The organism is Dactylosporangium sp. CA-052675 (genome assembly GCF_050947935.1).
GTDB lineage: Bacteria > Actinomycetota > Actinomycetes > Mycobacteriales > Micromonosporaceae > Dactylosporangium.
In genome coordinates, this window is the sequence record NZ_CP192010.1 from 4,027,278 (window position 1) to 4,052,337 (window position 25,060).

General features: G+C 75.2%; 22 protein-coding genes. 14 read left to right on the top strand and 8 right to left on the bottom strand.

The genetic code is table 11. The annotated features are described in order from the left end of the window. Window positions 1-205 precede the first annotated feature (205 nt). Window positions 206-736, top strand: coding sequence for a substrate-binding domain-containing protein (locus ACQP1P_RS18450; protein WP_433087907.1), 531 nt, complete (start codon window positions 206-208; stop codon window positions 734-736). On the opposite strand, the gene ACQP1P_RS18455 is transcribed toward ACQP1P_RS18450, so the two are convergent. Further along, window positions 722-1,285, bottom strand: a complete 564-nt coding sequence (locus ACQP1P_RS18455; protein ID WP_433087908.1) for a TetR/AcrR family transcriptional regulator — start codon at window positions 1,283-1,285, stop codon at window positions 722-724. The genes ACQP1P_RS18450 and ACQP1P_RS18455 overlap by 15 nt on opposite strands. 98 nt (window positions 1,286-1,383) lie before the next feature. Between ACQP1P_RS18455 and ACQP1P_RS18460 the strand changes: the two genes are divergently transcribed. From ACQP1P_RS18460 to ACQP1P_RS18480, 5 genes are all read left to right on the top strand, one after another. Next, window positions 1,384-2,199, top strand: a complete 816-nt coding sequence (locus ACQP1P_RS18460) for an alpha/beta hydrolase family protein (RefSeq protein WP_433087909.1) — start codon at window positions 1,384-1,386, stop codon at window positions 2,197-2,199. Window positions 2,200-2,357: 158 nt separating this feature from the next. Then, window positions 2,358-2,894, top strand: coding sequence for a SigE family RNA polymerase sigma factor (locus ACQP1P_RS18465; protein ID WP_433087910.1), 537 nt, complete (start codon window positions 2,358-2,360; stop codon window positions 2,892-2,894). Then, a complete protein-coding gene (locus tag ACQP1P_RS18470; protein WP_433087911.1) occupies window positions 2,891-4,063 on the top strand; it encodes a hypothetical protein in 1,173 nt (390 codons plus the stop codon). The genes ACQP1P_RS18465 and ACQP1P_RS18470 overlap by 4 nt, the downstream gene beginning before the upstream one ends. 77 nt (window positions 4,064-4,140) lie before the next feature. Beyond that, window positions 4,141-4,815 carry an alpha/beta hydrolase family protein gene (locus ACQP1P_RS18475; RefSeq protein ID WP_433087912.1) on the top strand — a complete coding sequence of 225 codons (675 nt, stop codon included), beginning with the start codon at window positions 4,141-4,143 and terminating at the stop codon, window positions 4,813-4,815. A 42-nt stretch (window positions 4,816-4,857) separates the two neighbouring features. After that, the gene (locus ACQP1P_RS18480; protein ID WP_433087913.1) at window positions 4,858-5,331 is read left to right on the top strand and encodes a hypothetical protein; all 474 of its coding nucleotides are present in this window, start codon (window positions 4,858-4,860) and stop codon (window positions 5,329-5,331) included. A gap of 79 nt (window positions 5,332-5,410) precedes the next feature. Here ACQP1P_RS18480 and ACQP1P_RS18485 read toward each other — a convergent pair whose 3' ends face one another. The 3 genes from ACQP1P_RS18485 to ACQP1P_RS18495 are packed head-to-tail and all read right to left on the bottom strand — an operon-like array spanning window position 5,411 to window position 8,579. Beyond that, complete coding sequence (locus ACQP1P_RS18485; protein ID WP_433087914.1) at window positions 5,411-6,466, bottom strand: CapA family protein; 1,056 nt, start codon at window positions 6,464-6,466, stop codon at window positions 5,411-5,413. Continuing rightward, entirely contained in the window at window positions 6,463-7,872 is a 1,410-nt protein-coding gene (locus ACQP1P_RS18490; RefSeq protein ID WP_433087915.1) for an ATP-binding protein, read from the bottom strand. The genes ACQP1P_RS18485 and ACQP1P_RS18490 overlap by 4 nt, the downstream gene beginning before the upstream one ends. Beyond that, window positions 7,869-8,579: a response regulator transcription factor gene (locus tag ACQP1P_RS18495; protein ID WP_433087916.1), complete on the bottom strand. Its 711-nt coding sequence runs from the start codon at window positions 8,577-8,579 to the stop codon at window positions 7,869-7,871. Before ACQP1P_RS18495 ends, ACQP1P_RS18490 begins: the two co-directional genes overlap by 4 nt. 343 nt (window positions 8,580-8,922) lie before the next feature. Here ACQP1P_RS18495 and ACQP1P_RS18500 point away from each other — a divergent pair, with 343 nt between their 5' ends. Continuing rightward, the gene (locus tag ACQP1P_RS18500; RefSeq protein ID WP_433087917.1) at window positions 8,923-9,336 is read left to right on the top strand and encodes a hypothetical protein; all 414 of its coding nucleotides are present in this window, start codon (window positions 8,923-8,925) and stop codon (window positions 9,334-9,336) included. A gap of 1,678 nt (window positions 9,337-11,014) precedes the next feature. Here the strand turns inward: ACQP1P_RS18500 and ACQP1P_RS18505 are convergent. From ACQP1P_RS18505 to ACQP1P_RS18520, 4 genes are read right to left on the bottom strand one after another with little or no spacing between them, the layout of a single operon-like run. Continuing rightward, window positions 11,015-13,111: a fibronectin type III domain-containing protein gene (locus ACQP1P_RS18505; protein WP_433087918.1), complete on the bottom strand. Its 2,097-nt coding sequence runs from the start codon at window positions 13,109-13,111 to the stop codon at window positions 11,015-11,017. Between the two features lie 14 nt (window positions 13,112-13,125). After that, complete coding sequence (locus ACQP1P_RS18510; protein ID WP_433087919.1) at window positions 13,126-13,608, bottom strand: hypothetical protein; 483 nt, start codon at window positions 13,606-13,608, stop codon at window positions 13,126-13,128. Window positions 13,609-13,657: 49 nt separating this feature from the next. Next, window positions 13,658-15,316 (bottom strand): GAF domain-containing protein, encoded by a 1,659-nt coding sequence (locus tag ACQP1P_RS18515; protein WP_433090046.1) that lies wholly within the window; start codon window positions 15,314-15,316, stop codon window positions 13,658-13,660. 14 nt (window positions 15,317-15,330) lie between these two features. Further along, a complete protein-coding gene (locus ACQP1P_RS18520; protein WP_433087920.1) occupies window positions 15,331-15,969 on the bottom strand; it encodes a response regulator in 639 nt (212 codons plus the stop codon). An 84-nt stretch (window positions 15,970-16,053) separates the two neighbouring features. Between ACQP1P_RS18520 and ACQP1P_RS18525 the strand changes: the two genes are divergently transcribed. The 7 genes from ACQP1P_RS18525 to ACQP1P_RS18555 all read left to right on the top strand — a co-directional run bounded on the left by ACQP1P_RS18525 (window position 16,054) and on the right by ACQP1P_RS18555 (window position 24,746). Beyond that, entirely contained in the window at window positions 16,054-16,776 is a 723-nt protein-coding gene (locus ACQP1P_RS18525) for a hypothetical protein (protein ID WP_433087921.1), read from the top strand. Window positions 16,777-16,821: 45 nt separating this feature from the next. Further along, window positions 16,822-18,216 carry a cytochrome ubiquinol oxidase subunit I gene (locus ACQP1P_RS18530; protein ID WP_433087922.1) on the top strand — a complete coding sequence of 465 codons (1,395 nt, stop codon included), beginning with the start codon at window positions 16,822-16,824 and terminating at the stop codon, window positions 18,214-18,216. Between the two features lie 34 nt (window positions 18,217-18,250). Further along, complete coding sequence (gene cydB, locus ACQP1P_RS18535) at window positions 18,251-19,255, top strand: cytochrome d ubiquinol oxidase subunit II (RefSeq protein ID WP_433087923.1); 1,005 nt, start codon at window positions 18,251-18,253, stop codon at window positions 19,253-19,255. Beyond that, a complete protein-coding gene (gene cydD / locus ACQP1P_RS18540; RefSeq protein ID WP_433087924.1) occupies window positions 19,255-20,889 on the top strand; it encodes a thiol reductant ABC exporter subunit CydD in 1,635 nt (544 codons plus the stop codon). Before cydB ends, cydD begins: the two co-directional genes overlap by 1 nt. Next, entirely contained in the window at window positions 20,886-23,078 is a 2,193-nt protein-coding gene (locus tag ACQP1P_RS18545; RefSeq protein WP_433087925.1) for an amino acid ABC transporter ATP-binding/permease protein, read from the top strand. The genes cydD and ACQP1P_RS18545 overlap by 4 nt, the downstream gene beginning before the upstream one ends. Next, window positions 23,038-23,460 carry a pyridoxamine 5'-phosphate oxidase family protein gene (locus ACQP1P_RS18550; RefSeq protein ID WP_433087926.1) on the top strand — a complete coding sequence of 141 codons (423 nt, stop codon included), beginning with the start codon at window positions 23,038-23,040 and terminating at the stop codon, window positions 23,458-23,460. The genes ACQP1P_RS18545 and ACQP1P_RS18550 overlap by 41 nt, the downstream gene beginning before the upstream one ends. A gap of 119 nt (window positions 23,461-23,579) precedes the next feature. Then, the gene (locus ACQP1P_RS18555) at window positions 23,580-24,746 is read left to right on the top strand and encodes a hypothetical protein (RefSeq protein WP_433087927.1); all 1,167 of its coding nucleotides are present in this window, start codon (window positions 23,580-23,582) and stop codon (window positions 24,744-24,746) included. Window positions 24,747-25,060: the final 314 nt, after the last annotated feature.

Genomic DNA, 25,060 nt, shown 5'->3' on the forward strand with positions numbered 1-25,060 from the left:
CGGCGGGCAAGGTCACCTCCGTCTCTGTCCCTGGGCAAGACCCTCGTCGCGCGCGGCTAGAGCCGTTCGCCGGTGCCCATCGACACGCGCTCGACCGTGAGGTCGGCCCGCGTGGCCGGCTCCGAGCCGATCTTCACGATGGCGGTGCCGCTGCCGCTGCATCCTGCTGGGCCGCGAGCTGGACCGCGCCGAGCTGGCCGCGCTGGTGCGCTCCGGCCCGCCGTTCGTGTCGATCGGGCGCCGCGACGACGCCGGCGGCCCGGTGCCGTACGTCGGCGCGGACTACGTCACCGCCACGGCCGAGGTCGTCCGCCGGGCCGTCGCGCTGGGCCACACGCGCCTGGCGTACCTGGGCGCGGGGGAGGGCGCCGAGGCCTGGGCCGACCGGTGGCGCGGCTTCGAGCTGGGCGTCCGTGACGGCGGCGCCACGGCCCGGCGCCTGCCGGCCGTGGAGGCGGTCCGGTCCACGACCGCGACGGCGGTGGTGTGCGAGGAGGCCGCGGACGGCCCGGCGGTCCACGCGCTGCGCCCGGACCTGTCGATCGTCACCCTGGGCGAGCCGACCCGGGCGGTGCCGCCGTCGAAGCTGGCGTTCACGGGCATCGAGATTCCGCGCGAGGAGATGGGCGAGCAGGCCGTGGACGTGCTGACCGCCCTGCTCGAGGGCCGGCCGGTGCGGTCCCAGCGCCTCCTGCCGTGCTCGTTCGTGGAGGGCGGGACCCTACGGCCGGCGTAGGCCGTCGACGACGAGGTGCACCATGCGGCGGGCGTCGTAGCCGGGGGTGGACGCGCCGATGCACAGGTTGCCGATGCCGTGCATGAGTACCAGCGCGTCCATGCCGGGCGCGATCTCGCCCGCCTCGGCGGCCGCCTCCAGCAGCCGGGCGCAGACGGGGACGAGGCGCTGCAGGAAGTACGAGTGCAGGGTCTGAAATCCGGAGTCGTCGGAGCGCATCGCCTCGGCGAGCCCGTGCTTGGTCACGAGGAAGTCCACGAACAGGTCGATCCAGGCGGCGAGGGCCGCGTGCGGGGACGGGCTCGATGCGAGCAGTGCCGGCCCCGCCTCGGCGCAGGCCTCGACCTGGTGGCGGTACACGGCCACGATGAGATCGGCCCGGGTCGGGAAGTGGCGGTAGATCGTGCCGACGCCGACCCCGGCCCGGGCCGCGATGTCGCGCACCGGGGCGTCGACGCCCGACGCGACGAACGCCGCGGCGGCCGCCTCGAGCAGCGCCTCCTCGTTGCGCCGCGAGTCCGAGCGGCGCTTGCGCGGCGTGTCGGCCACCGTAACCCCCGTCACATCCCCTGGTAGCGGAACCAGGTTCCGGATAACTTTTAGCGGAACCGTGTTCCGCATCAACAGCGTACTCCAGGGAGCTTGCCATGCCGACGCCCGTGGTCTCCGTCCACCCGATCGCCCTGCCCGGACTGACGGCGCGCGTCTCCGCGCCCGTCACCGGCACCGGTCTGCCCGTGATCGTGTTCTCGCACGGCTTCGGCCAGTCCGCGCGCGGCTACGAGCCGCTGGCCGGGCACTGGGCCGCGCACGGCTTCGTCGTCGTGCAGCCCACCCACCCCGACTCGCGGACCCTGAACCGCCCGCCGGCCCCCGACACCTGGCGCACCCGGATCACCGAGCTGTCCCGCGCCATCGACGAGCTCGACGCGCTGGCGGCGGCTGTTCCCGGGCTCTCCGGCCGCGTGGACCCCACGCGGGTGGCCGTGGCCGGGCACTCGTGGGGCGCCCAGACCGCGAGCACCCTGCTCGGCGCGCGCACCCCGAGCGGCGAGGACTTCACCGATCCCCGCGTCTACGCGGGCGTCCTGCTGGCGATCACCGGCCGCGGCGGCGCCGACCTGAGCCCGTTCGCCGCCGAGCACTTCCCGTTCATGAGCCCGGACTTCGAGGGCATGAAGACGCCGGCCCTGATCGTGGCGGGCGACCACGACCAGTCGGCCCTGTCGACGCGCGGCCCGGACTGGTTCACGGACGCGTACCACCTGAGCCCCGGCGCGAAGACGCTGCTGACGCTGTTCGGCGCGGAGCACTCGCTGGGCGGCATCTCGGGCTACGAATCGGCCGAGACGACGGACGAGAACCCGGCGCGCGTGGCCCTGATCCAGCGCGTGACCACGTCCTACCTCCACGGCGACCCGCTGGACGTCGACGAGACCCTGGGCTCCCTGACGTCCAAGTAACCCCCCATGGGAGCGTGTGCGGGTGAACGTGCCCACCGCGCTGACCGCTCGCCCCGGCCCTCGACCGGTTCGGGACTGAGCGCGTCACGGCAACGACGGTGAACCTCCGGCGCCCTCGCCCGCATCAGTCGGGTGGAGGCCACTGAGGGAGGCGGCGGTTGCGCACAGCGTACGAGAGCGAATACGTGCAGTACGTCCAGTCCCGGTTGCCGGTGCTGCGGCGCACCGCCTACCTGGTGCTCGGCGACGGTCACCGGGCCGACGACGCGGTCCAGGACGCGCTCACCGTGCTGTACCGGCGGTGGGGGCGCCTCGGCGACGTCGCGAACCTGGACGCGTACGTGCACACGATGGTGGTCCGCGCCTGCCTGGCGTACGGGCGGCGCGGCTGGTCGCGGGTCCTGCTGCGGGGCGACCCGCCCGACTCGGTGGTCGACTCCGACAGCGGCCGCGTCGACGAACGGCTCATGGTCCGCGAGGCCCTGAACCGGCTGCCGGTGCGCCAGCGCGTCGTGGTGATGCTGCGCTTCCTCTGCGACCTCCCGGTCGCCGACGTCGCGCAGGTGCTCGGGTGCTCCGAGGGCACCGTCAAGAGCCGGACCCATCACGGGCTGCGAGCACTGCGCGCCGCGCTCGGCGACGGCGCACCCTCGTCACTTTCCGCCACGACGGCACACCTGAGGAGGCAGGCATGATCGAGGACACCCTGCGCCGGTACGCGCGGCAGGACCCGCCGCCCTCGCCCCTGCGGGCCGCCGATGTGCTGGTCGAGGCGCGGCGCCGGACCCGGCGCCGGGGCGCGGGGGCCGGCGTGGCCGCGACGGCCGCGACCGCCCTGGCCGCGTTCGGCCTGGTGGCGGCGGTGCGCGCGATGGGCCCGGCGCCGGTCGGGCCCGCCGGGCCCGGCTGCGTCGTCGACGTGCTCGACCTGCCGAGCGGCACCGCCGGCGGCGTGACGGCCGTCGGGATCGACCCGTCCGGCCGGTACGTGATCGGGCTGACCGGGCAGCGCGACGCGCCCCGGGCGGTGCTCTGGATCGACGACGCGGCGGCGGTACTGCCCGAGCCGTTCACCCCGCAGGCCGTCAACCCGTCCGGGCTGGTCGTCGGCTTCACCGGCCCGGATCGGCACGGGTTCGAGGCCCAGCAGCGCCCCGTCGCCTACGACGGCACGCGGCTGCTCCAGCTGCCGCTGCCCGGCGGGGCGAGCGGTGGCGCGGCGTACGCGGTCAACACCCACGGTGACGTCCTCGGCACCGTGGCGCGCGCGGACGGCACCTGGCTCGCGGTGCGCTGGCGCACCACCGGCGGTACCGCCATCGTCACGACCGTCGCGAGCGCCTCCGGCCTCGGGCTCACCGACGACGGCATCGCGGTCGGCTTCGACCAGGGTGCCCGGCGCGCGCTGCGCTGGACCGCCGACGGGGCGACCACGGCACTGCCGCTGCCGCGCGGGGCCGAGTCCGCCACCGCGACCGCCGCCGCGGGCGAGTGGGCCGCCGGCGACGTGACAGCGCCCGTGAGCGACAGCAAGGGCGACGACACGCACACGGCGGCGCGGTGGAACCTGCGCACCGGCGCCGTCGAGGCGATCACGGGCCTCAGCGGCCGCCGGGTCAGCGCCACCGGCGTCGTCGCCGGCACCACCGGCTCGGGCGCGCCGGCGCTGTGGCGGGACGGCGAGGTCCGCACCCTGCCGCTGCCCGGCGGCGCGGCACCGGCCGGCAGCACCCTGTCGGGCATCACCGCCGACGGGCAGACGCTGGTCGGCGGGGTGGAGACGGGGCCGAACACCACCGCCGGGCCGGTCGGCGACCCGGTGGTCAGCGGGCGGACCGCGCCGGTCGTGTGGCGCGGCTGCTGAGGAGTGGGGCCTGCCCCACTCCCGGCCCTGCGGGCAGCCGGATCGAAGTCGATCACTGCGTTCCATAGCGTCGGGGTATGCGATTGCTCAGGCACATGATGGTCCTCGCACTGGTGCCGGCCGCCGTCCTGCTCGCCTCCCCGGCGCGGGGCGGCGACGACGGCCGCGCAACGGTCGTGGCAGTACAACCGCTGCCGTCCCTCGACGCCGACGGGGTGCGCACGACGCTCGCCGAGGCGCAGTTCGCCCCCGACGGCGTGCGGTTCGGCGTCGAGCGCCTCCAGGTGGTGTACCGCACGATCGACGCCCGCCGCCGCCCCACCATCGCCAGCGGCCTGCTGGCGCTGCCGCGCAACGACGCACGGCAGCTGCGCGTCGTCGGATACGCGCACGGCACCGAGCTCAACCGCACCGACGCCCCGTCGATGGGGCGGGACGGCTGGGCGGTCGGGCCGGCGCTCACCTTCGCGTCGGCCGGGTTCGCCGTCGTCGCGCCCGACTACCTCGGGCTGGGGCTCGGCCCCGGCCCGCACCCGTTCCTGGACGTCACCACGGAGGCGTCGGCGTCGCTGGACCTGCTGCGCGCGGCCCGCACGGTCGCCGCGAGCCGGCAGCGCGAGCTGGGGCGGGAGGTGTACCTCACCGGCTTCTCCCAGGGCGCCACGGCGGCCACGGCGCTGGGCGGGACGCTCGAGCGCGGGGCCGACCCCTGGTTCCGCCTGGGCGCCCTGGCCCCGATCTCGGGCGCGTAAGACTTCCGCGGCGTCGAGCTGCCCGCGCTGCTCGGCGGCACGGTGGCCCCGCCCTACAACGTCGGGTACACCGCCTACCTGGTCGTGGCCTGGAACCGGCTGCACGGCCTCTACCAGCGCCCGGAGGAGTTCTTCCGGGCGCCGTACGCGTCCCGGGTCGAGGCGCTCTACGACGGCGTGCACACCGGCGAGGACCTGGCCGCGACCCTGCCGGGCACCCCGGAGGAGCTGTTCACCCCGCACGGCCTGGCCCTGCTGCGCAACCCGAGCGGCCCGCTGGCCGCGGCCCTGGCCGAGCACGACGCCTCCTGCGACGGCCTCCGTTCCCCGGTGCGGCTGCTGGTGGACCGGGGCGACGAGCAGGTGCCGGCGGCCTCGACCGACCACTGCGCCCGGCGGCTGCCGTGGGCGACGGTCGTCGAGCTCGGCACGCACCCGTACGAAGGCTCGGCCCACCTCGGCTCGAACATCACCGGCACGGCCGCGGCCCTGGCCTGGTTCCGGACGCTCAGGTAGGACGCGGGCACGCCGCCGGGCGCGGGCCTCGACGCCCGCGCCCTGCTGCGGCTACCCGGCGGCGGCTACCCGGCGGCGGCTATCCGGCGGCGGGCGCCAGGCCGGTGCAGCGGTGCAGGTCGGCGAAGCGCCGGGCCGCGGCCGTCGCGGCGGTGCCGGTCACCGGGCGCGGCTGGCCGGTGCCCGAGACCACGGCCGGGACGAAGTCCGCCCGGGTCGCGGCCCGGCCGTGGACCGTCACCCGCAGGACACCGGTGTCGGCCGAGCCCACGTACCACACGAAGTTGCCCAGCCCGTAGGCCACGTAGGTCCGGCCGAGCCAGCCGTCGCCCTGCAGCACGTGGGCGTGCGCGCCGATGATGACATCGGCGCCCGCGTCGGCCAGGGCCGCCGCGAACGAGCGCTGGTCCGCGTTCGGGCACGACACGGTCTCGGTACCCCAGTGGTTGAACACGACCACCACGTCCGCCCGCGCGCGGGCGGATCGCACCGCGGCCACGGCGCGTCGCACGTCCCACGCCATCGCGATGCCCGGGGTCGCCGGGCCCGCCTTCCAGCTCTCGGCGAGCGTGTGGATCTGGCTGAAGCCGAGCAGCGCCACCCGGACGCCCCGCACGGTGAGGACCAGCGGCGCGTACGCCTCGTCGATCGTCCGGCCGCCGCCGAACACCGGCATCCCGCGCGCGGCCGCGGCGTCGAGGGTGTCGGCGAAGCCGGTGCGGCCGTAGTCGAGCGCGTGGTTGTTCGCGATCGTGACGGCGTCGATGCCGGCCGCCCGCAGCGCGTCGTACGCCACCGCCGGCGCCCGGAAGTGGAACTCCTTCGGCTCCGGCGTGCCCCGCTCGGTCACCGCGCTCTCGAGGTTCACCACCGCCAGGTCGGCCGCGGCCAGGACCGGCGCCATCGGCCCGACCGCGGTCGCCGGGTCGCGCAGCAGGCCCGCGGTGCGCCCGGTGAAGTGCACGTCGCCGGCGAAGGCGAGCGTGAGGTCGACCGGCGCGGGGGAGGGCGAGTCCGGGGGAGCGCCCGGCGGCGACGGCGAGCGTGCCGCGGACGGCGACGGCGGGGCGGAGGCGACCGGGGCCGCCGAGCACCCGGCCACCAGGACGACCGCGACCAGCGCGAGCCGTCTCACGACAGGACCGGCAGCCGGATCGTCATGACCGTCCCCTGTGGATCGTTCGGGGCGACCGACACCGTCCCGCCGTGGTGCGCGGCGGTCTGCGCGACGATCGCCAGGCCCAGCCCGGAGCCGGGCATGCCCCGCGCGGCCACCGCGCGGTAGAAGCGGTCGAACACGAAGGGCCGGTCGGCCTCGTCGATGCCGGGCCCCCGGTCGCGGACCGTCAGGCGGCCATCGGATTCCAGAACCACGTCGACGGTACCGCCCGCCGGGCTCCACTTCGCCGCGTTGTCGAGCACGTTGACCACCATCCGCTCCAGCTCGCCCGGGCGGCCGTGCACGGTCACCGGGGCGAGGTCGACCGCGAACGTGAGGCCCGGCGCCCGAATCCGCACCCGCTCCACGGCCGCCGCGACGACGTCGGCGAGGTCGACCGGCTCCGGCTCCTCGCGGGTCGTCTCCTCCCGCGCCAGCTCGACGAGCTCGGTGGTGAGCGTGGCCAGCTCGCCGACCTGCGCCTCGAGGTCGGCCAGCAGCCGGGCCCGCTCCTCGGGCGGCAGCCGGTGCGCGAGTTCGGGCCGCCGCTCGACCGCCAGCAGCAGCTCGATGTTGGTGCGGATGCTCGTCAGCGGTGTGCGCAGCTCGTGGCTCGCGTCCTCGACCAGGGTCCGCTGGGCGCGGCGGGACGCGTCGATGGCGCCGAGCATCGTGTTCACCGAGCGGCCGAGCCGGGCGATCTCGTCGACGCCGTGCACGGGCACGGGCCGGGTCAGGTCCATGGTGACGGCGACGTCCTCGACCGCCTCCGCCAGCCGGGAGACGGGCACCAGACCGGCCCGGGCGACGGCCCGCCCGAGCACCGCCGCGCCCGCGATGCCGAGCGCGGACCCGGCCGCGAGCAGCAGGCCGAGCTGGGCCAGGGTGCGCCCGGCCGGGTCCTGGTTGATGGCGACCTGCACCACGCCGCCGCCCGTGGCCGGGAGGGTCAGCATCTGGTACCGGTCCCCGTCCAGCACCACCGTCTCCTGCGCGGAGCTGCGCCGGCCCGCGAGGACCTGCTTCGCCCCGGCGGTGATCGGCAGCGAGGCGGAGTCGCTGACGGCCGCCCCGTCGGCGCCGATGATCTGCCAGCGGGTGCCGAGGTCGCGGGGCCGGTGCCAGGGCGGCCCCTTGCCGTCGGGCGGCCCGAACTTCGGGCCGGTGTCGGGCAGTTGCGCGGTGCCGGTCCGCCACTGGTCGGGCTGGGCCGCGATCGCCTGCGCGTCGGTGGTCAGCTGGGACTGCAGCTGCCGGTGCTGGATCTCGAACACGGCCGCGAAGGCCACCGCGGCGACCACGAGCACCGCGACCGCGACGGCCCCGGAGACCAGCAGGGAGAGCCGGTCGCGCAGCGTCCGGCGGTGCCACCAGGCGATCACAGCGGCTCCTCCCGCAGCACGAACCCGACCCCGCGCACGGTGTGCAGCAACCGCGGCTCTCCCTCGGCCTCGAGCTTGCGGCGCAGGTACCCGAGGTACACGTGAATGCTGTTGCTCGTCTCCCCGAAGTCGTAGCCCCACACGTGCTCGAAGAGCACCTCGCGGGTCAGCACCTGCCGCGGGTGCCGCAGGAACACCTCCAGGATGCTGAACTCGGTGCGGGTCAGCCGCAGCAGCCGCTCGCCCCGCCACACCTCGCGGGTCTGCGGGTCCAGGCGCAGGTCGGCGAAGCGCAGCGCACCGCCCGCCGGCGCGGCCGCGGCCGGGCGCTGGGCCCGCCGCAGCAGCGCCCGCAGCCGGGCCAGGAGCTCCTGCAGCGCGAACGGCTTGACCAGGTAGTCGTCGGCGCCGGCATCGAGCCCGGCAACCCGGTCGCCGACGCTGTCGCGGGCGGTGAGCATGAGCACCGGCACGAGCACGCCGCCGGCGCGCAGCTCCCGGCACGCCTCGAGCCCGTCCAGCACCGGCATGCTCACGTCGAGCACCACGGCGTCGGGCTCCTCGCCGCGCACGGCCCGGATCGCCTGCGCACCGTCGGCGACGGTCTCGACCTGGTACCCCTCGAAGCGCAGCGTCCGCGCGAGGGAGTCCCGCACGGCCGCGTCGTCGTCGACCACCAGAATGCGCAAGCCCGCTCCCTCGTACATGAGACCCGAGTCTTGCGCCGGCGCGTGAGAGCACCGGCGGGGCGGGTCTAAGAATTGCCTAAGATCTCGACTCTCTCATGCAATTCTTAGGCTCGCCGCCGCGCTGTCCTTAAGCGGGGGATCGATGCTTGGTTCCATGAGCGAAGACCCCTCGAAGCAACCCTCGCCGCCCGCGTCTTCACCGTCTTCTCCGCCTCCCCCGCCTACTTCGTCTTCCCCGCCTACTTCGCCTTCTTCGCCTCCTCCGCCTTCTTCGCCTTCTTCGGCGGAGCCGATCGAACCCCCGGCGCCGGCCGCATCCACCGCGGCTCCGCCTCCGCCTCCTCCGCCCCCGGGACGTCCGATGTGGGGTGGACGGCCGGGAGGCTGGCGCGGCGGGCCGGGCCGGCGCAAGGGCATCCTGATCGCGATCGTGGCCCTGGTCGTCGGCTGCTGCCTCGGCGCCGGCGTGACCGCGGTCGGTGCGCTGGTGGTCGGTCATCACCGAGGCCCGGACCGCGTCGGCCCCGGCTGGGACCGCCACGACCACTACCGCGGCGGCGACCCGCGCGACGGTAGTGGGCCCGGGAACGGCTACGGTCCTGGCAACGGCTACGGTCCTGGCAACGGCTACGGTCCCGGGAACGGGCGCTTCGGGGATCGGGGGCGGCAGCCCGGGCCGGCCCCGACGACCGCCGCCCCGACGCAGCCCGCCCCGACGACCGCCGCTCCGACGCAGCCCGCCCCGACGTCGGCTGCTCCGACGCCGACGGCCTGATCACGATAAGTCGGGCGCTTCGCGCCACGACTTATCGGACTTATCGCCTGACAGGGTTTAAGTCCGATTCTGGGACTGCGGTAATGGAGCGGGCACGGGGACATCGCGTCGGTGATCGTCGTGATGTCCCCGTGGTCGGGCATCATTTCAAAATGTTCGGTATGTGCGCGGGTGCGTGGTCGGGGATCGTGGTTTCGGGCGTTTTCTGCGATAATTTTTGGTATGGGGCAGATGCAGTTGTTCAGTTCGCGGGAATTGGCTGCTCTGCGGGATCGGACGAAGGCCCGGAATTGGTGGTCGGGGAAGGACGAGTTTCGGAAGGAAGCGCAGCGGCGGCGTGAGTGGGGCTTGGTGAGGCGACACGCGGAGAAGCTGCGCCGCATCCACGGCGCTGAGGCGCCCGAACCGCCAGCGCCGACGCCGCCAGCGCCGACGCCGCCAGCGCCGACGCCGTCTGTGTCCGCGCCGTCTGTGTCCGCGCCGTCTGTGTCCGCGCCGTCTGTGTCCGCGCCGTCTGTGTCCGCGCCGTCTGTGTCCGCGCCGTCTGTGTCCGCGCCGTCTGTGTCCGCGCCGTCTGTGTCCGCGCCGTCTGTGTCCGCGCCGTCTGTGTCCGCGCCGTCTGTGTCCGCGCCGTCTGTGTCCGCGCCGTCTGTGTCCGCGCCGTCTGTGTCCGCGCCGTCTGTGTCCGCGCCGTCTGTGTCCGCGCCGTCTGTGTCCGCGCCGTCTGTGTCCGCGCCGTCTGTGTCCGCGCCGTCTGTGTCCGCGCCGTCTGTGTCCGCGCCGTCTGTGTCCGCGCCGTCTGTTCCGGCTGTCGATCGCCGCGGTCCGGGCGGCACTGTGGCCGCATCGCTTTCCGGCCGGCGCGCCGCAGAAACAGCCCCGCCCCAGCCATCATGCTACCAATCCACGCCATCGACCGATACGGCGATCACGCCGGTCCGGAATGCGCGACTCCGCCCCCACGAAGCCATTTTTCCGCGCCCGTCACAAGACGCGATCCGAAAGTCTTCGCATCCGGCTCGAATTGACGGCACCGTTTCATGTGACGGTCGCTGTCCTCCGTTTTCTGCCGAGCCGGAACACGTCCTATCCGCGGGAGACCGCGGGCCTCGGCCCAGGCGGGTGCGTGCCGCGGCCGGCCGGAGGACCGGGCCTGCACGCGAGGCGGCGGCGGACCTGACATCGCCGGCATGGCACCGCTGCCGCGCTGTCCCGCCGATGAGTGCGAGGAGCCCTGAGCGAAGCCGCGCCTTTGGCCGACTCGTTGGTGATTCGGCCGGTCAGTGCGAGCCGACTCGGAAGCGCCGTGCGCGTGACCGGGTCGTCGGCGATCAGCCGGCCCGCGCAGGCCCCCTCCGGCCCCGCGCCCGCCCCACGCCCGGCCCGCGCCCGGTCCGTACAGTCCTGCGTCCGCGCCGCGCCCGGCCCGCGCCCGGTCCGTACAGTCCTGCGTCCGCGCCGCGCCCGGCCCGCGCAGGCCCGCGCTCGGCCCGCGCAGGCCCGCGCCCGGTCCGTACAGGCCCGCGCCAACCCCGCGCCAACCCCGCGCCCGGCCCGCGCGGGCCCGCGCCCGGTCCGTACAGGCCCGCGTCCGGTCCGCGCAGCAGTGGGTGCCGAGGTGGTGCCGGCCGTGCGTGGCCGTACCGGCAGCGCTGCCCCGCCGACCGCTGCCGAGTGGTCAGAAGTTGTAAGCCGCCCCGGCCGGCAGCAGCCGGCTGCAGCGGCCCGGGCGGGTGCGCGCCGCGCCCAGCAGCACAGCCCCGCCGGCGAGCGCGAGGAGCCCCGCGAGCGCGGTCGGCGCCGCCGGGTCGCCGGTGACCGGCAGGGCCGCCGCGGACGGGGGCGGCGCTACGGTCACCGCGAGCTTCATCGCCCGCGCCGTCCCGTCGGGCGCGACGCCCTGCGCGAGCACAGTGTGCGCCCCCGCGGCCAGGTCGGCCGGCACGGTGACGGTCTTGGTGAAGTTGCCGCTCGCGTCGGTGACGGCCGTACCGAGCGATTGCGGCGCCGAGTACAGCGTGACCTCGACGGTCGAGTAGGCCGCGAAGCCGGTGCCGATGACCGTCAGCTGCGCGCCGGGCCGGGTGCTGGAGATGTCGCCCTGGTCCGTGGTGAGCGTGAGCGGCGTGTCCGGCACGGTCGCGGGCGCGGCCGGGGCCAGCGCGGTCACCGGCGCCGACGGGCCGGCCGCGGGCGACGGGCCGGCGGCCGAGTTCGCCACGACCGTGACCGTGTACGTGGTGCCGGCGCTCGCCCCGAGCACGCACGTGAGCGCGCCGGTCGTGGTGCACGTGGCCGGGCCGGGCGAGGCGGTCGCGGTGTACCCGGTCACCTCGGCGCCCGAGCCGGGCGCGGGCGCCGTCCAGCTGACGGCGATCGAGGAGACGCCGGCCGTGGCGGTGACGGTGCCGGGCGCGTCCGGCACGCCGGGCGTCACGGGCGCGGCCGGGGTGACCTGGCTGCCCGCGCTCGGGTCGCCGTTGCCGACCGCGTTCACCGCGCGGACCCGCACGGTGTAGGCCTGCCCGTTGGTGAGCCCGCCGATGGTGCCGGTGCGCGCCGCGCCCGAGCCGGTGGCCGTCGTGGTGAACTCCTGCCAGGTGGTGCCGTCGGCGGTGTACTCGTACCGCAGCACCGTGGAACGGCCGTCGGAGCCCGGCGTGAACGTGATCTCGGCTCCCTGGTCGCGCGCGGTCACCGACGTGACCGTGGGCGCGGCCGGCACCTGCGGCGCGGGGTTGAGCGCGATGACGCGGTGCTGGGGCGGGACGGAGACGAAGAGGGTCCCGGAGGCGTCGAAGGCCATGCCGTACGGCGTGTTGATCGGCGAGTTCATGGCCGGCCCGGGCACGAGCGCGCCGGGCTCCCCGCTGCCCGCGAAGGTGCCGATCGAGCCGGTGTCCGGATCCACGACGCTGACCGCGCCGGCGCCCTCGGTCAGGTACAGCTCGCCCGCGTGGAAGCGCAGCCCCAGCGGCACGACGAGCGCGCTCCTCGCGATCGACAGCGTGCCGCCCGGGGTGATCTTCACGATCTGCCCGTCCATGACGGCGGTGGTGACGTAGAGGTTCCCGGACGCGTCCATCGCCGCGCCGACCGGGTGGTCCAGCGGCGAGCTCGTGGCCGGCCCCGGGACCGGCGGGCCCGCGTTCGTGCCGGTGCCCGCGATGACCGTGAGCTGGCCGGAGGCGAGGTCGATGCGGCCGACCTGGCCCCATTCGCGCTCGGGGACGTAGAGGGAGCCTTCGGAGTACACCAGCTGCCCGGGCGAGTCCAGGCGGCTGCTCGTGGCCGGGCCGGTCGTCATGGCGCCCGGGGTGCCGGTGCCGGCGATGACCGAGAGCTGGCCGTCGGCCGACACCTTGTAGACGCGCCCGGTGTCGGTCTCGCCGAAGTACAGGCTGCCGTCGGCCATGGGCAGGACGCTGCCGGGCGTGCCGATCGGGGTGCTCGCCGCGGGGCCCGAGGTCGCGCCGGGCGTGCAGGTGCCGGTGCCGGCGACGACCGAGAGGGTGCCGCCGGGGGTGATCCTGTCGATCTGGCAGGTGCCGGAGGCGGTGACGTAGAGGTTGCCGGAGTCGTCGAACGTCACGTCGAGCGGGGCGGTGATCGCCGACTGGCTCGCCGGGCCGGGCGTCGCGGCGCCGGGGCTGCCGGTGCCGTACGCGTAGGCGAGCGTGTAGTCGCCCGTGTCGGCGTGGGCGGGGGCCGGGAGCGCGGCGGCGAGCAGTGGCAGGGCCCCGGCGGCGAGCAGCCGGGCGATGCGTGACGTCATGTCACGCATGGTAATCAGATGAACACGTGTTGTTCATTCAATTCGGCGCTTATGGAGCCGGCGAGGTCCGGGACGTGCCGGTCCAGGGCGTCGTGGACCGGCGGCACCGTGGCCAGCGCGGCGCCCGCGACCGGGTCCGTCGCGCGCAGCCAGGCCAGGTGCCGGGCCGCGTGTGTGGCGACCGCGTCCGGGCAGACGTGCGGCGGGCTCGGCACCCGTGGGTCGGGGGAGCGGGCGATGCCGTGCTCGGGCAGCACCCGGGCGCCGGGGCCGGGGCGGCCGTCGAGGACCGCGGCGTACGTGAGCACCACCTGGCCGTCCGCGTACCGCCACGACGTCGAGTGCAGCAGCGTGAGCGCCCCGCCGGCGAGGTCGGCCGTGACCCCGTCCGGGTGCCGGTCGCCGGTGACCTCGCCGCCGCGCGGGTCGTAGTGCAGCACGCCGTCGCGGGCGCCGAACACGAGCACCTCGACGCGCACCGGCGGAGTGGATCTCACCGCTGCAACGTATCCGTTGTTGCCAGCTATGTGCAACAACCCGCGCGGGTCAGACGGGCACCTTCCACGAGACCCGCGTACCCCGGTTCGCCAGCGGCTCCACCGTGCACTCGCCGCCCAGGTCGGCCGCCCGGGCGCGCATGTTGGGCAGCCCGTGCCCGGCCGGGGAGCCGCCCGGCAGGCCGACGCCGTCGTCCTCCACGGTCAGGCTCAGCGTGCCGCCGCCCACGACGACGAGGACCCGCGCGGACGCGGCCCGAGCGTGCTTGGCGATGTTGCTCAGCGACTCGCGCAGCACCGCCAGCACCGCCGTGCGCTGGGCGTCGGGCACCGCGGTGTCGACCGGCCCGTCGATGCGCAGCGCCGGGCGGAAGCCGAGCGAGTCCTCGGCCTCGTCGACCAGGTCCCGCAGCGCCTTGCGCAGACTGTTGCCGGCCGCCCCGCGCAGCTCGAAGATGGCCCCGCGGATCTCCCGGATCGTCGTGTCCAGGTCGTCGGTGACGCGGCCGATGCGCTCGCGGACGTCGTCCTGGGAGCTGCGGTACGCCGCCCCCTGCAGCTGCATCCCGGCCGCGAACAGCCGCTGGATCACCACGTCGTGCAGGTCGCGGGCGATGCGCTCCCGGTCGCCGACGACGGCGAGCATCTCGCGCTCGTCCTGCGCCCGGGCGCGTTCGAGGGCGAGGGCCGCCTGCCCCGCGAACGTCTCGACCATCGCCAGCTCCAGGCCCTCGGTGATCGGCGCGCTCTCCCGGCCGAACGCGACCACGAGCGCCCCGAGGGCCACCCCGCCGACCGCCAGGGGCACGAGCAGCGCGGTGCCGGTCGGCAGCAGGATCGGCCAGTTCGCCGCGGCCCCGAGGTCGGTGACGACGGCGACGTGCCGGTGCTGCAACACCTCCGCGAAGTCGCTGCCGGCCACCGGGATCGACCAGCCGGCCGCGTCCGCCGGGCCGCCGACCGCCACCTCCACCACGAGCCGGTCCTCGGCGGCCAGCAGCACCATCGCCAGCTCGGCCCCGGCGACCTCGCGGGCCCGGGTGGCGACGAGCTCGAGGGCCTCGGTGCGGCGCACCTCACCCAGCAGTACGCCGGTGATCTCCGCCGCGGCGCCGAGCCAGCGCTGCCGCCGCTCCGCCTGGGCGTAGAGCCGGGCGTTGTCGATCGCGGCCCCGGCGGCCACGGACAGCGCCGCGACCAGGTCCTCGTCGTCCTGCGTGAACTGCCCGCCGCCGTGCTTCTCGGCCAGGTACAGGTTGCCGAACACCTGGTCGCGGATGCGCACCGGCAGGCCCAGGAAGCTGTGCATCGGCGGATGGTTGGGCGGGAACCCGTAGGCGCGCGGGTGCTGGGTGATGTCCTTGAGCCGGATCGGGCGCGGCTCGTCGATGAGCAGGCCCAGCACGCCGTGGCCGCGGGGCAGATCGCCGATCTCGGCCCGCTGCTCGGGCGAGATGCCGTGGTTGATGAACTCCACCAGCATCCGGTCCGAGCCGATCACGCCCAGCGCGCCGTACCGCGCCCCGGCCAGGGTGCACGCCGCCGCGACGATGCGCTGCAGCGTGCTGTGCAGATCGAGGTCGGAGCCGATCGCCACCACCGCGTCGAGCAGCGCGCGCAGCCGCTCGCGGCTGGTCTGCACCTCCCCGACGCGGGTGAGCAACTCCTGCAGCAGCGCGTCGAGGTCGACGCGGGACAGTTCCGGCAGCGGCAGCGGCGAGTTCACGGCTTCTTTTGTAGCAACCGCGACGCGAGCACCGCAGCCTGCGTCCGCCGCTCCAGCCCCAGCTTCGCCAGCAGGCTGGAGACGTAGTTCTTCACGGTCTTCTCGGCCAGGAACATCCGCTCGGCGATCTCGCGGTTCGTCAGCCCCTCGGCCACGTGCAGCAGGATCTTGCGCTCCTGCTCGGTGAGGTGCTTGAACTCGTCGGGCTGCTCGGGGCCGTTGCGGATGCGCTCGAGCACGCGCGCGGTCACGGCGGGGTCGAGCAGGGACTGCCCGGCCGCGACCCGGCGCACCGCGTCGACGAGGTCGGTGCCGTGGATCTGCTTGAGCACGTAGCCCGACGCGCCCGCCATGATCGCCGCGAACAGGGCCTCGTCGTCGTCGTACGACGTCAGGATCAGCGCGTTGATGCTCGCGTCGATGGAGCGCACGTCGCGGCACACGTCGATGCCGCTGCCGTCGGGCAGCCGCCCGTCGAGCACGGCGACGTCCGGCCGCAGCGCCGGGATGCGGTGCGCGGCCTCGACGGCCGAGCCGGACTCGCCGACGACCTCGATGTCGCCCTCGCGCTCGAGCAGCTCCCGCAGGCCGAAGCGCACGACCTCGTGGTCGTCGAGCAGGTAGACGCGGATCATGCCTCCTTCATACCCAATCCGGGGGCCGGAAAGAAAGGACCTTCGGCACTGTCCTCGCCCCGCGCCGCGTGGCCTCGTAGGAGCATGGACATCACCGCGCGCGGGTTGCGCCCGCACGAGCGCACCGCCGCCGAGGCGCTGTTCGGCGCGCTCGCCACCCGGCACCGGGTCGACGGGGACCTGCGGCTGCGGCTCACCGGGGCCGCGGTGCCGGGCGGCCCGATGCTCGTCCAGGCCAACCTGCGGCTCTTCGGCGCGCCCGCGCGCATCCAGGTCGCCGGGCGCGATCCCGCCGAGGCCATCGCGACCGGGGCCACGCGCCTGGACCGGCAGGTGCGCCGCCTGTCCACGCGGTGGGAGCCGTGGCCCTGGCCCGACCCGGAGCGCCGCCCGCTCGCCGTGCCGGGGCGGCCCGCGATCACCAGGATCAAGAGCCCGCGGCTGTACCGCCAGAGCTTCTGCCAGGCCGCCGCGCACCTGGCGGCCATGGACTACGACGCGTACCTCTTCGTCGACGCCGCCACGGGCGAGGACGCGCTGGTGCACCGGGCCGGCCCCACCGGGCTGCAGCTGACCCGGCAGCGCAGCATGCACCCGGCCGGGGGGCCCGGAACCCCGGCGCCGACGGTGAACCCGCGCCGGCCGCCGGTGCTGAGCCCGGACGCGGCGGCCGCGCGCATGGCCGAGGGCTGGCTGCCGTTCCTGTTCTTCACGGATTCCGGGACGGGGCGGGGCAGTCTGGTGTACCGCCGCTACGACGGCGGCACCGGCCTGGTGCGGCCCGGAAAAGTCCCGCCGCGAATATGACCTTCGGCCCTGCGCGGGCCCCCGGGCACGAAACAGAATCGCGTCATGGACAAGCTCGACCTGGCGCGGTGGCAGTTCGCGATCACCACCGTGTACCACTTCATCTTCGTGCCGATCACGATCGGCCTCTCGGCGCTCGTCGCCGGGTTGCAGACCGCGTGGGTGCGCACCGGCAACGACCGGTACCTGCGCGCCACGAAGTTCTGGGGCAAGCTGTTCTTGATCAACTTCGCGATGGGCGTGGTCACCGGCATCGTGCAGGAGTTCCAGTTCGGCATGAACTGGAGCGCGTACTCGCGCTTCGTCGGCGACATCTTCGGCGCGCCGCTGGCCATCGAGGGCCTGCTCGCGTTCTTCCTGGAGTCGACGTTCCTCGGGCTGTGGATCTTCGGCTGGGACCGGTTGCCGAAGCGGGTGCACCTCGCCACCATCTGGCTCGCCTCCGTCGGCACCATGCTCTCGGCGTACTTCATCCTCGCCGCGAACTCGTGGATGCAGCATCCGGTGGGGTACACGATGAACGCCGAGCGGGGGCGCGCCGAGCTGACGGACATCTGGGCCGTGCTGGGCAACAGCACCGCCCTGGTGACCTTCCCGCACACCCTCGCCGCGTGCTTCCTGACCGCCGGCGCGCTGCTGCTGGCCGTCAGCGCCTGGCACCTGCGCCGGCGCAACCAGACCGAGGTGTTCCGGCCCGGCCTGAGGCTCGGGGCCTGGGTCGTGCTCGTCTCCGGGGTCGCGGTGCTCATCACCGGCGACCTGCAGGCCCGGATCATGACCGAGCAGCAGCCGATGAAGATGGCGGCCGCCGAGGCGCTCTACGACACCAGCCGGCCCGCGTCGTTCTCGATCTTCACGATCGGGTCCCTGGACGGGCGCGAGGAGGTGTACAGCGTGCGCATCCCGTCGCTGCTGTCCTTCATGGCCACCGCCGACCCGCAGGGCGAGGTCGAGGGCATCAACGACATCCAGCGGCAGTACGCCGGCAAGTACGGCGAGGGCGACTACGTGCCCTACGTGCCGATCACGTACTGGTCGTTCCGGCTCATGATCGGCTTCGGGGTGCTCGCGATGGCCGTCGCACTGATCGCGCTCTGGAGCACCCGCCGGGGGCGGTTGCCCGGCGGGCGCTGGCTGTGGCTCGCCGCGGTGTCCACGGTCGCGATGCCGCTGCTGGCCAACTCCTTCGGCTGGATCTTCACCGAGGTCGGCCGGCAGCCGTGGACGGTGTTCGGGCTGTTCAAGACCGCCGACAGCGTGTCGCCGTCGGTGGCCACGAGCCAGGCCGCGTTCTCGGTCATCCTGCTCACCCTGCTGTACGGCGGGCTGGCGGTCATCGAGCTCGTGCTCATGCTGCGGTACGCCAAGGCGGGCGCGCCCGAAATTGTCGTACCCGACGACGAGGATGACCCCGACCGCCCGCTCGCGTTCGCGTACTGAGCCGTTCCGGATCTAGCGAAGGGAGGCATCGCTCATGGAGCTCACCACCGTCTGGTTCATCCTCATCGCCGTGCTCTGGGCCGGGTATTTCCTGCTCGAGGGCTTCGACTTCGGCGTGGGCCTGCTGCTGCCCGTGCTGGGCCGCGACGACCGCGAGCGCCGGCTGCTCATCAACACCATCGGGCCCGTCTGGGACGGCAACGAGGTGTGGCTCATCGTCGCCGGCGGGGCCACGTTCGCCGCGTTCCCGGAGTGGTACGCGACGCTCTTCTCCGGCTTCTACCTGCCGCTGCTGCTGATCCTCGTCGCGCTCATCCTGCGGGGGCTCGCGTTCGAGTACCGCGGGAAGTCCGACAGTCCACAGTGGAAGCGCTGGTGGGACGCCGCCATCATCGGCGGCAGCCTGGTGCCCGCGGTGCTGTGGGGTGTCGCGTTCGGCAACATCGTGCGCGGGGTGCCGATCAGCGCCGAGCACGAATACGTCGGCGGCTTCTTCAACCTCCTCAACCCCTACGCGCTGCTCGGTGGGCTCACCACCCTGACGCTGTTCCTGCTGCACGGGGCCGTGTTCCTGGCGCTGAAGACCGACGGGGAGATGCGCGAGCGGGCCGGCAAGCTCGCCGTGCGGATCGCGGTGCCGGCGGCCGTCATCGCCGCCGCGTTCCTGCTGTGGACCCAGCTGACCCACGCCGACGCGTGGGGCTGGGTGCTGTCCGGCGCGGCCGCGGTGGCGCTGGCCGGGGGCGTGCTCGCGGCCCGGGCGCGCCGCGAGGGCTGGGCGTTCATCGCCACCGGGGCGACCATCGTGCTCGCCGTCGCCGCGCTGTTCGTGACGCTCTTCCCCGACGTGATGCCGACGACGCTCGTGGGCGGCGACTCCCTCACGACGACCAACGCGGCCTCGACGCCCTACACGCTGAAGGTCATGACCTGGGTCGCGGTGTGCTTCACCCCGATCGTGCTGGTCTACCAGGCGTGGACCTACTGGGTGTTCCGGCGCCGGCTGACCGTCGAGCACATCCCGGCCGGCGGGCACTGATGCGGCCCCTGGACCCGCGGCTGCTGCGCTACGCCCGGGCGACGCGCGCCTTCCTGGTGCTGTCGGTCGCCCTGGGCGTGGCCCTGGCCGGGCTCGTCGTCGCCCAGGCGACCCTGCTCGCCGAGGCGATCACGCGGGTGTATCTGCACGGCGCCGACGTCCGCGCGATCGGGCCGGTGCTGGCCGGGCTCGCCGCGGTGGTCGTGCTGCGCGCGGCGGTCGCCTGGGCCCAGCAGGCGGCCGCGACCCGGGCCGCGGCCGCGGTCAAGCGGGAGCTGCGGGCCCGGCTGCTGGCCCACGCCGCCGCGCTCGGGCCGGCCGCGGCCCCGCCCAGCGGGCGCCTCGCGACCCTGGCCACGCGGGGGCTCGACGCGCTGGACGCGTACTTCGCGAAGTACCTGCCGCAGCTCGTCCTCGGCGTGCTGGTGCCGGTCATCGTGCTGGCCCGCCTCGCCCCGGCCGACCTGGTCGCGGCCGGCACTGTGGCGCTCACGCTGCCGCTGATCCCGGTCTTCATGGCCCTCGTGGGCCTGCACACGGAGGCGGCCAACCGGCGCCAGTTCCGGCTGCTGACCCGCCTGTCGCACCACTTCCTCGACGTCGTGGCGGGCCTGCCGACCCTGCGCGTCTTCGGCCGGGCCAAGCGCCAGGCCGCCGTCATCGCGCGGATCAGCGCCGAACAGCGCCGCGTCACCATGCGCACGCTGCGGGTGGCGCTGCTGTCGTCGCTGGTGCTGGAGCTGCTCTCGACGCTGTCGGTCGCGCTGGTCGCGGTCGGCATCGGCCTGCGCCTGGTCGACGGCGACCTCGGCCTGGCCACCGCGCTGCTGGTGCTGATCCTGGCCCCCGAGGCCTACCTGCCCCTGCGCCAGGTCGGGGCCAACTACCACGCGAGCGCCGAGGGCCTGGCCGCGGCGACGGAGGCCTTCGCGATCCTGCAGACGCCCCTTCCCGCGGCCGGGGCCTCGGTGCCTCCGCCCGCGCCGGTGGTGTTCGACCGGGTCGTGGTCACCTACCCGGGCCGTCCGGCGCTGCCACCGTTCTCGGCCACCGTCGCGCCCGGGGAGCTGGTGGCGCTGACCGGGCCGAGCGGGTGCGGCAAGTCGACGCTGCTGTCGGTGCTGATGGGGTTCGCGACGCCGTCCGCCGGCACCGTGACCGTCGGCGGCACCGACCTGGCCGCCGCCGACCTGGACGCCTGGCGGCGCCGGGTGGCCTGGCTGCCGCAGCGGCCCTGGCTCGGCGCGGGCACCATCGCCGACAACATCCGCCTCGGCGCCGGGGACGTGTCGCTCGCCGCGTTGCGCGCCGCCGCGGCCGAGGCCGGCGCGCTCGGGTTCATCGAGGCGCTGCCGGACGGGTTCGACACGCCGCTGGGCGACGACGGGGCGGGGCTCTCGGCCGGCCAGCGCCAGCGCATCGCCCTGGCCCGGGTGTTCCTGCGCGACGCGCCGCTCGTGCTGCTGGACGAGCCGACGGCCGGCCTGGACCCGGAGACGGAGGCCGACCTGCTCGCCGCGATCCGGGCACACGCCGCGGGCCGCACCGTCATCATGGCCGCGCACCGCCCGGCGCTGGTCGCCGCGGCCGACCGGGCCATCGCGCTCCCGGCCGGGGCGGAGGTGGCCCGATGAGCCGGCTGGCACTGCTGCGCCCGGCGGCGGGCAGGCTGTTCGTGGCGCTCGTGGCCGGGGTCGCGGCTGCGGCCTGCGCGGTCGGGCTGACGGCGACGTCGGCGTGGCTCATCTCCCGCGCGGCCGTGCACCCGCCGGTGCTGCACCTCATGGTGGCGATCGTCGCCGTGCGGGCGTTCGGGATCGGGCGGGGCGTGCTGCGCTACGTCGAGCGCGTCACCGGGCACGACGGCGCGCTGCGGGTGCTGGGGGAGCTGCGGGTGCGGGTGTTCCGGCGCCTCGAGCGGCTCGCCCCGGCCGGGCTGGCCGGGTTCCGCCGCGGCGACCTCGCGGCCCGGCTCGTCGACGACGTCGAGTCGATCGTCGACCTGGTCGTGCGCGTCGCGCTGCCGATCGCCGTGGCCGCCGTCACCGGGCTCGCGTCCGTGCTGCTCGTGTGGTCGCTGCTGCCCGCGGCCGGCCTGGCGCTGGCGGCGGGCGTGCTGGTGGTCGGCGTGGGGGTACCGCTGCTGCAGGCCGCCCTCGTCCGCCGGGCCGACGCCCGCCTGGCCCCGCTGCGCGGCACGCTCGCGGCCGGCACCGTGGACCTCGTGCAGGGACTGCCGGACCTGATCGCGGCCGGCGCGGTCGGCGACGCCCTGGCCGCCCTGGACCGCACCGACCGCGAGCTGCTGACCGCCGCCCGCCGATCGAGCGCCGCGACGGGCGTGTCGGCGGCGGTGACCGCCCTGTGCACCGGCCTGGCCGTGCTGGCGGCCCTGATCGCGGGCGCCCTGGCCGTGCGGGGCGGCACCCTGCACGGCGAGCTCCTGGCCGTGGTCGTGCTGACCCCGCTGGCCGTCTTCGAGATCGTCGGCGCGGTGCCGCCGGCCGCCCAGCACCTCGCCGCGGCCCGCACCGCCCTGCGCCGCCTCGCCGAGGTGGCGGCGGCGCCCGACCCGGCCCCCGATCCGCTGACGCCGGTCGCGCTGCGGCCCGCCGCGGTGGCCGCGGCCGCGACGCCGGTCGCCGCCGCCGCCCGTGTCGCCGCGTCAGACGGTGTCGTGCCGACCGCCGTCGGGCCGGACGTCGATGGGCCGAATGGTGTTGTGCCGGACATTGATGAGCTGGACGCCGATGGGCTGGACGCCGAGCTGGACGCCGATGTGCTGGGCGCCGATGTGCGGGATGTCGATGTGCCGGTCGTGCGTGTCGAGGGTGTGGCGGCGCAGTGGGTGCCGGGGCGGCCGGTCGTGCGGGACGTCTCGTTCGTGCTGGAGCCCGGGGCGCGGGTCGCGCTCACCGGGCCCAGCGGCTCCGGGAAGTCGACGATCGCCTCGCTGCTCGTGCGGTGGCTCGACCCCTGCGCGGGACGGATCACGCTCGGCGGGGTCGATCTGCGCGACGCGCGGGGGGACGACGTGCGGCGGATCGTCGGGTACCTCGGCGACGACGCCTACCTCTTCGACAGCACGATCGAGGCGAACCTCCGCATCGGCAAGCCCGACGCCACCGAGGCCGAGCTGGCTTCCGTGCTGCGGCGGGCGCGGCTCACGGAGTGGGTGCGGGGACTGCCCGACGGCCTCGCGACGGGCGTCGGCGAGCACGGCGTCGCGGTGTCGGGCGGCCAGCGGCGGCGCATCGCGCTCGCGCGGGCCCTGCTCGCGGACTTCCCGGTGCTCGTGCTCGACGAGCCCACCGAGCACCTCGACGAGGAGAACGCGGTCGCGCTCCTGCGGGACCTGATGGCCGCGACCCGGGGCCGGACCGTGCTGCTGATCACGCACCGCACGGACGCCCCCGACTACGTGGACTCGGTCATCACCCTGCACCCGAACGCCGCCTCGCCGAACGCCGCCTCGCTGGCCGCGGCGTCGACGGACCGCCGGCCGGCGGCTCCGGCAAGCGGGGGCTCGTGCGGCGCGGTCGTGGCGTCGGCGGGCGAGGGCGCGCGCGGCGCGGTCGTGGCGTCGGCGGGCGGGGACTCCCGTGGGGCGGTCCTGGCTTCGGCGGGCGGGGGCTCGTGCGGCGCGGTCGTGGCGTCGGCGGGCCGGGACTCGCGCGGGGCGGTTGTGGCGTCGGCGGGCCGGGACTCGCGCGGGGCGGTTGCGGCGTCGGCGGGCGGGGGCTCGCCCGGGGCGCCTGTGGATTCGGACGGAGGTGATGGTGATGGGGTCGATGCGCTCGCTGGGGCGGCGGCGGTGTCTTGAACTGCTCGGCTCGGTGGCCGTGGGGCGCGTGGTGTTCACCGACCGGGCGCTGCCCGCGATCCGGCCGGTCAACCACCTGCTCGACGGCGAGACGATCGTGATCCGCGGCAACCTCGGCGGCGGGCTGGCGTCGGCCGCGACGGCGCACGGGTCGCTCGTGGTCGCGTACGAGGCCGACGAGATCGACGCCGGCACGCACGCCGGCTGGAGCGTCGTGGTGACCGGGACCGCGCGGCTGGTCCTGGACGAGGAGCGGCTGCGGCGCTACGAGGAGGCGCTGCGGCCCTGGGTCGACGAGCCGATGAACTGCGTGATCGGCATCGACTGCGACCTGGTCAACGGCTTCGAGCTCACCGGGACGAATCTGTCCAGAGCGGGATGAAAACGGGCAAGGCGCCGGGAGGTCCCGGGGAATCAGTGACTTCCGGCCCTGCCCGGCGGCGCGGGTCCGGGGCGACCGTTGGATGAACACCGCACAGCGCCCCGCCTGAGGAGACCGCCATGAACCACAACCTTCGCGCCGAGCTCGATCTCGTGGCCGAGGCGTCCGTCGCGGCGCTGCGGGCCCCCTCGATCCTCAACAGCCAGCCCTGGCGGTGGCGGCTGGCCGGGGACCACGCCGAGCTGTGGGCCGACCGGTCCCGGCAGCTCAGCGGGCTGGACCCCGACGGGCGGCTGCTCACGCTCAGCTGCGGCGCCGCGCTGCACCACGCGGTCGTGACGCTGCACGCGGCCGGGTACGAGGCGGCCGTCGACCGGCTCCCCGACGCGGCCCGGCCCGATCTCGTCGCGCGGTTCGGGCGCGGCCCGGCTCTGCCCGGCCACGGCCCGGCGGTGAACGCGAGCGCCGGCCCGGCAGGGGATGCGAGCGCCGGCGACCGCGGCCGCGGCAATGCGGCACCCGATGCGCTGGGGGCGGCCGTCGGAGCCTCGGGCCGCAACGGTGACACGGCGGCGGTGGGTGTGGGCGGTGGCGACGCGGTGGGTGTGCGCGGTGGCGACGCGGCGGGTGTTGGCGGTGGCGACCGAGTGCGTGACGCCGAGCTGGCCGCGGCGATCGAGTGGCGGCACACCGACCGGCGGCCGTTCGGCGACGAGCGGCCCGCCGACGCGGTGCTGGACGAGCTGCGGGCGGCGGCGGGGCGGCACGGGGTACACCTGCAGATCGTGCGGGACGACCAGGTCACGGCGTTCGCGGGCGCGGTCGCCCACGCCGGGGAGGTCGAGCGGGACGATCCGCGGTTCCGGGCCGACCTGCGGACCTGGACCAACCGGGCGCACGGGGACGGGGTCACGACGCACAGTGTGGTGGCGACCACCCGGCGCACGGTCGCGCCGCGGGACTTCGCGCTCAAGGCGGGGCTGGCGGCCGGGCCGGGGAGCGACCGGGGCACGGTGTACGCGATCTTCGTTACCGACGGTGACGAGGCCCGGGACTGGCTGGCGGCCGGAGAAGCGCTCTCCGACGTGTGGCTGACGCTCACCGCGCGCGGGCTGGCCGCGTCGCCGATCAGCGAGGTCGTCGAGGTCGCCGGCGTGCGCAACGCGCTGCGGGGGCTGCTCGGCGGGGTCGGCAACCCGGCCGTCGCGATGCGCATCGGCGTCCCGGTGCAGCAGGACGCGCCACCGGCGACCGCTCGCCGCTCGCCGTCCGCCGTGCTCAGCTGATCGATTCCGCACTCGGCCCAAGCCGGTCGCCGTCCGCCGTAGTCGGCCGAAGGTAGTCGCCGTCCGCCGTGCTCGGCCCAAGCCGGTCGCCGTCCGCCGTAGTCGGCCGAAGGTAGTCGCCGTCCGCCGCGCTCGGCCCAAGCCGGTCGCCGTCCGCCGCAGTCGGCCGAAGGTAGTCGCCGTCCGCCGCGGTCGGCCGAAGCTGGTCGCCGCCCAGCTGCGCTCGGACGGCCGGTTCCGCAGCGGTCACCGGCAGCCGTGCGCGAGGAGGCGACCAGGCCGGGCGGCGTGGGAGCCGAGCGCGAGAACGCAGA

Bases quoted from the DNA above. Each gene is read 5' to 3' on its own strand.
- ACQP1P_RS18460 (WP_433087909.1), top strand. From the start codon at position 1,384: ATGCCGACGCCCGTGGTCTCCGTCCACCCGATCGCCCTGCCCGGACTG.
- ACQP1P_RS18470 (WP_433087911.1), top strand. From the start codon at position 2,891: ATGATCGAGGACACCCTGCGCCGGTACGCGCGGCAGGACCCGCCGCCC.
- ACQP1P_RS18475 (WP_433087912.1), top strand. From the start codon at position 4,141: ATGCGATTGCTCAGGCACATGATGGTCCTCGCACTGGTGCCGGCCGCC.
- ACQP1P_RS18495 (WP_433087916.1), bottom strand. From the start codon at position 8,579: ATGTACGAGGGAGCGGGCTTGCGCATTCTGGTGGTCGACGACGACGCG.
- ACQP1P_RS18500 (WP_433087917.1), top strand. From the start codon at position 8,923: ATGTGGGGTGGACGGCCGGGAGGCTGGCGCGGCGGGCCGGGCCGGCGC.
- ACQP1P_RS18505 (WP_433087918.1), bottom strand. From the start codon at position 13,111: ATGACGTCACGCATCGCCCGGCTGCTCGCCGCCGGGGCCCTGCCACTG.
- ACQP1P_RS18520 (WP_433087920.1), bottom strand. From the start codon at position 15,969: ATGATCCGCGTCTACCTGCTCGACGACCACGAGGTCGTGCGCTTCGGC.
- ACQP1P_RS18525 (WP_433087921.1), top strand. From the start codon at position 16,054: ATGGACATCACCGCGCGCGGGTTGCGCCCGCACGAGCGCACCGCCGCC.
- ACQP1P_RS18530 (WP_433087922.1), top strand. From the start codon at position 16,822: ATGGACAAGCTCGACCTGGCGCGGTGGCAGTTCGCGATCACCACCGTG.
- cydB (WP_433087923.1), top strand. From the start codon at position 18,251: ATGGAGCTCACCACCGTCTGGTTCATCCTCATCGCCGTGCTCTGGGCC.
- cydD (WP_433087924.1), top strand. From the start codon at position 19,255: ATGCGGCCCCTGGACCCGCGGCTGCTGCGCTACGCCCGGGCGACGCGC.
- ACQP1P_RS18545 (WP_433087925.1), top strand. From the start codon at position 20,886: ATGAGCCGGCTGGCACTGCTGCGCCCGGCGGCGGGCAGGCTGTTCGTG.
- ACQP1P_RS18550 (WP_433087926.1), top strand. From the start codon at position 23,038: ATGGGGTCGATGCGCTCGCTGGGGCGGCGGCGGTGTCTTGAACTGCTC.
- ACQP1P_RS18555 (WP_433087927.1), top strand. From the start codon at position 23,580: ATGAACCACAACCTTCGCGCCGAGCTCGATCTCGTGGCCGAGGCGTCC.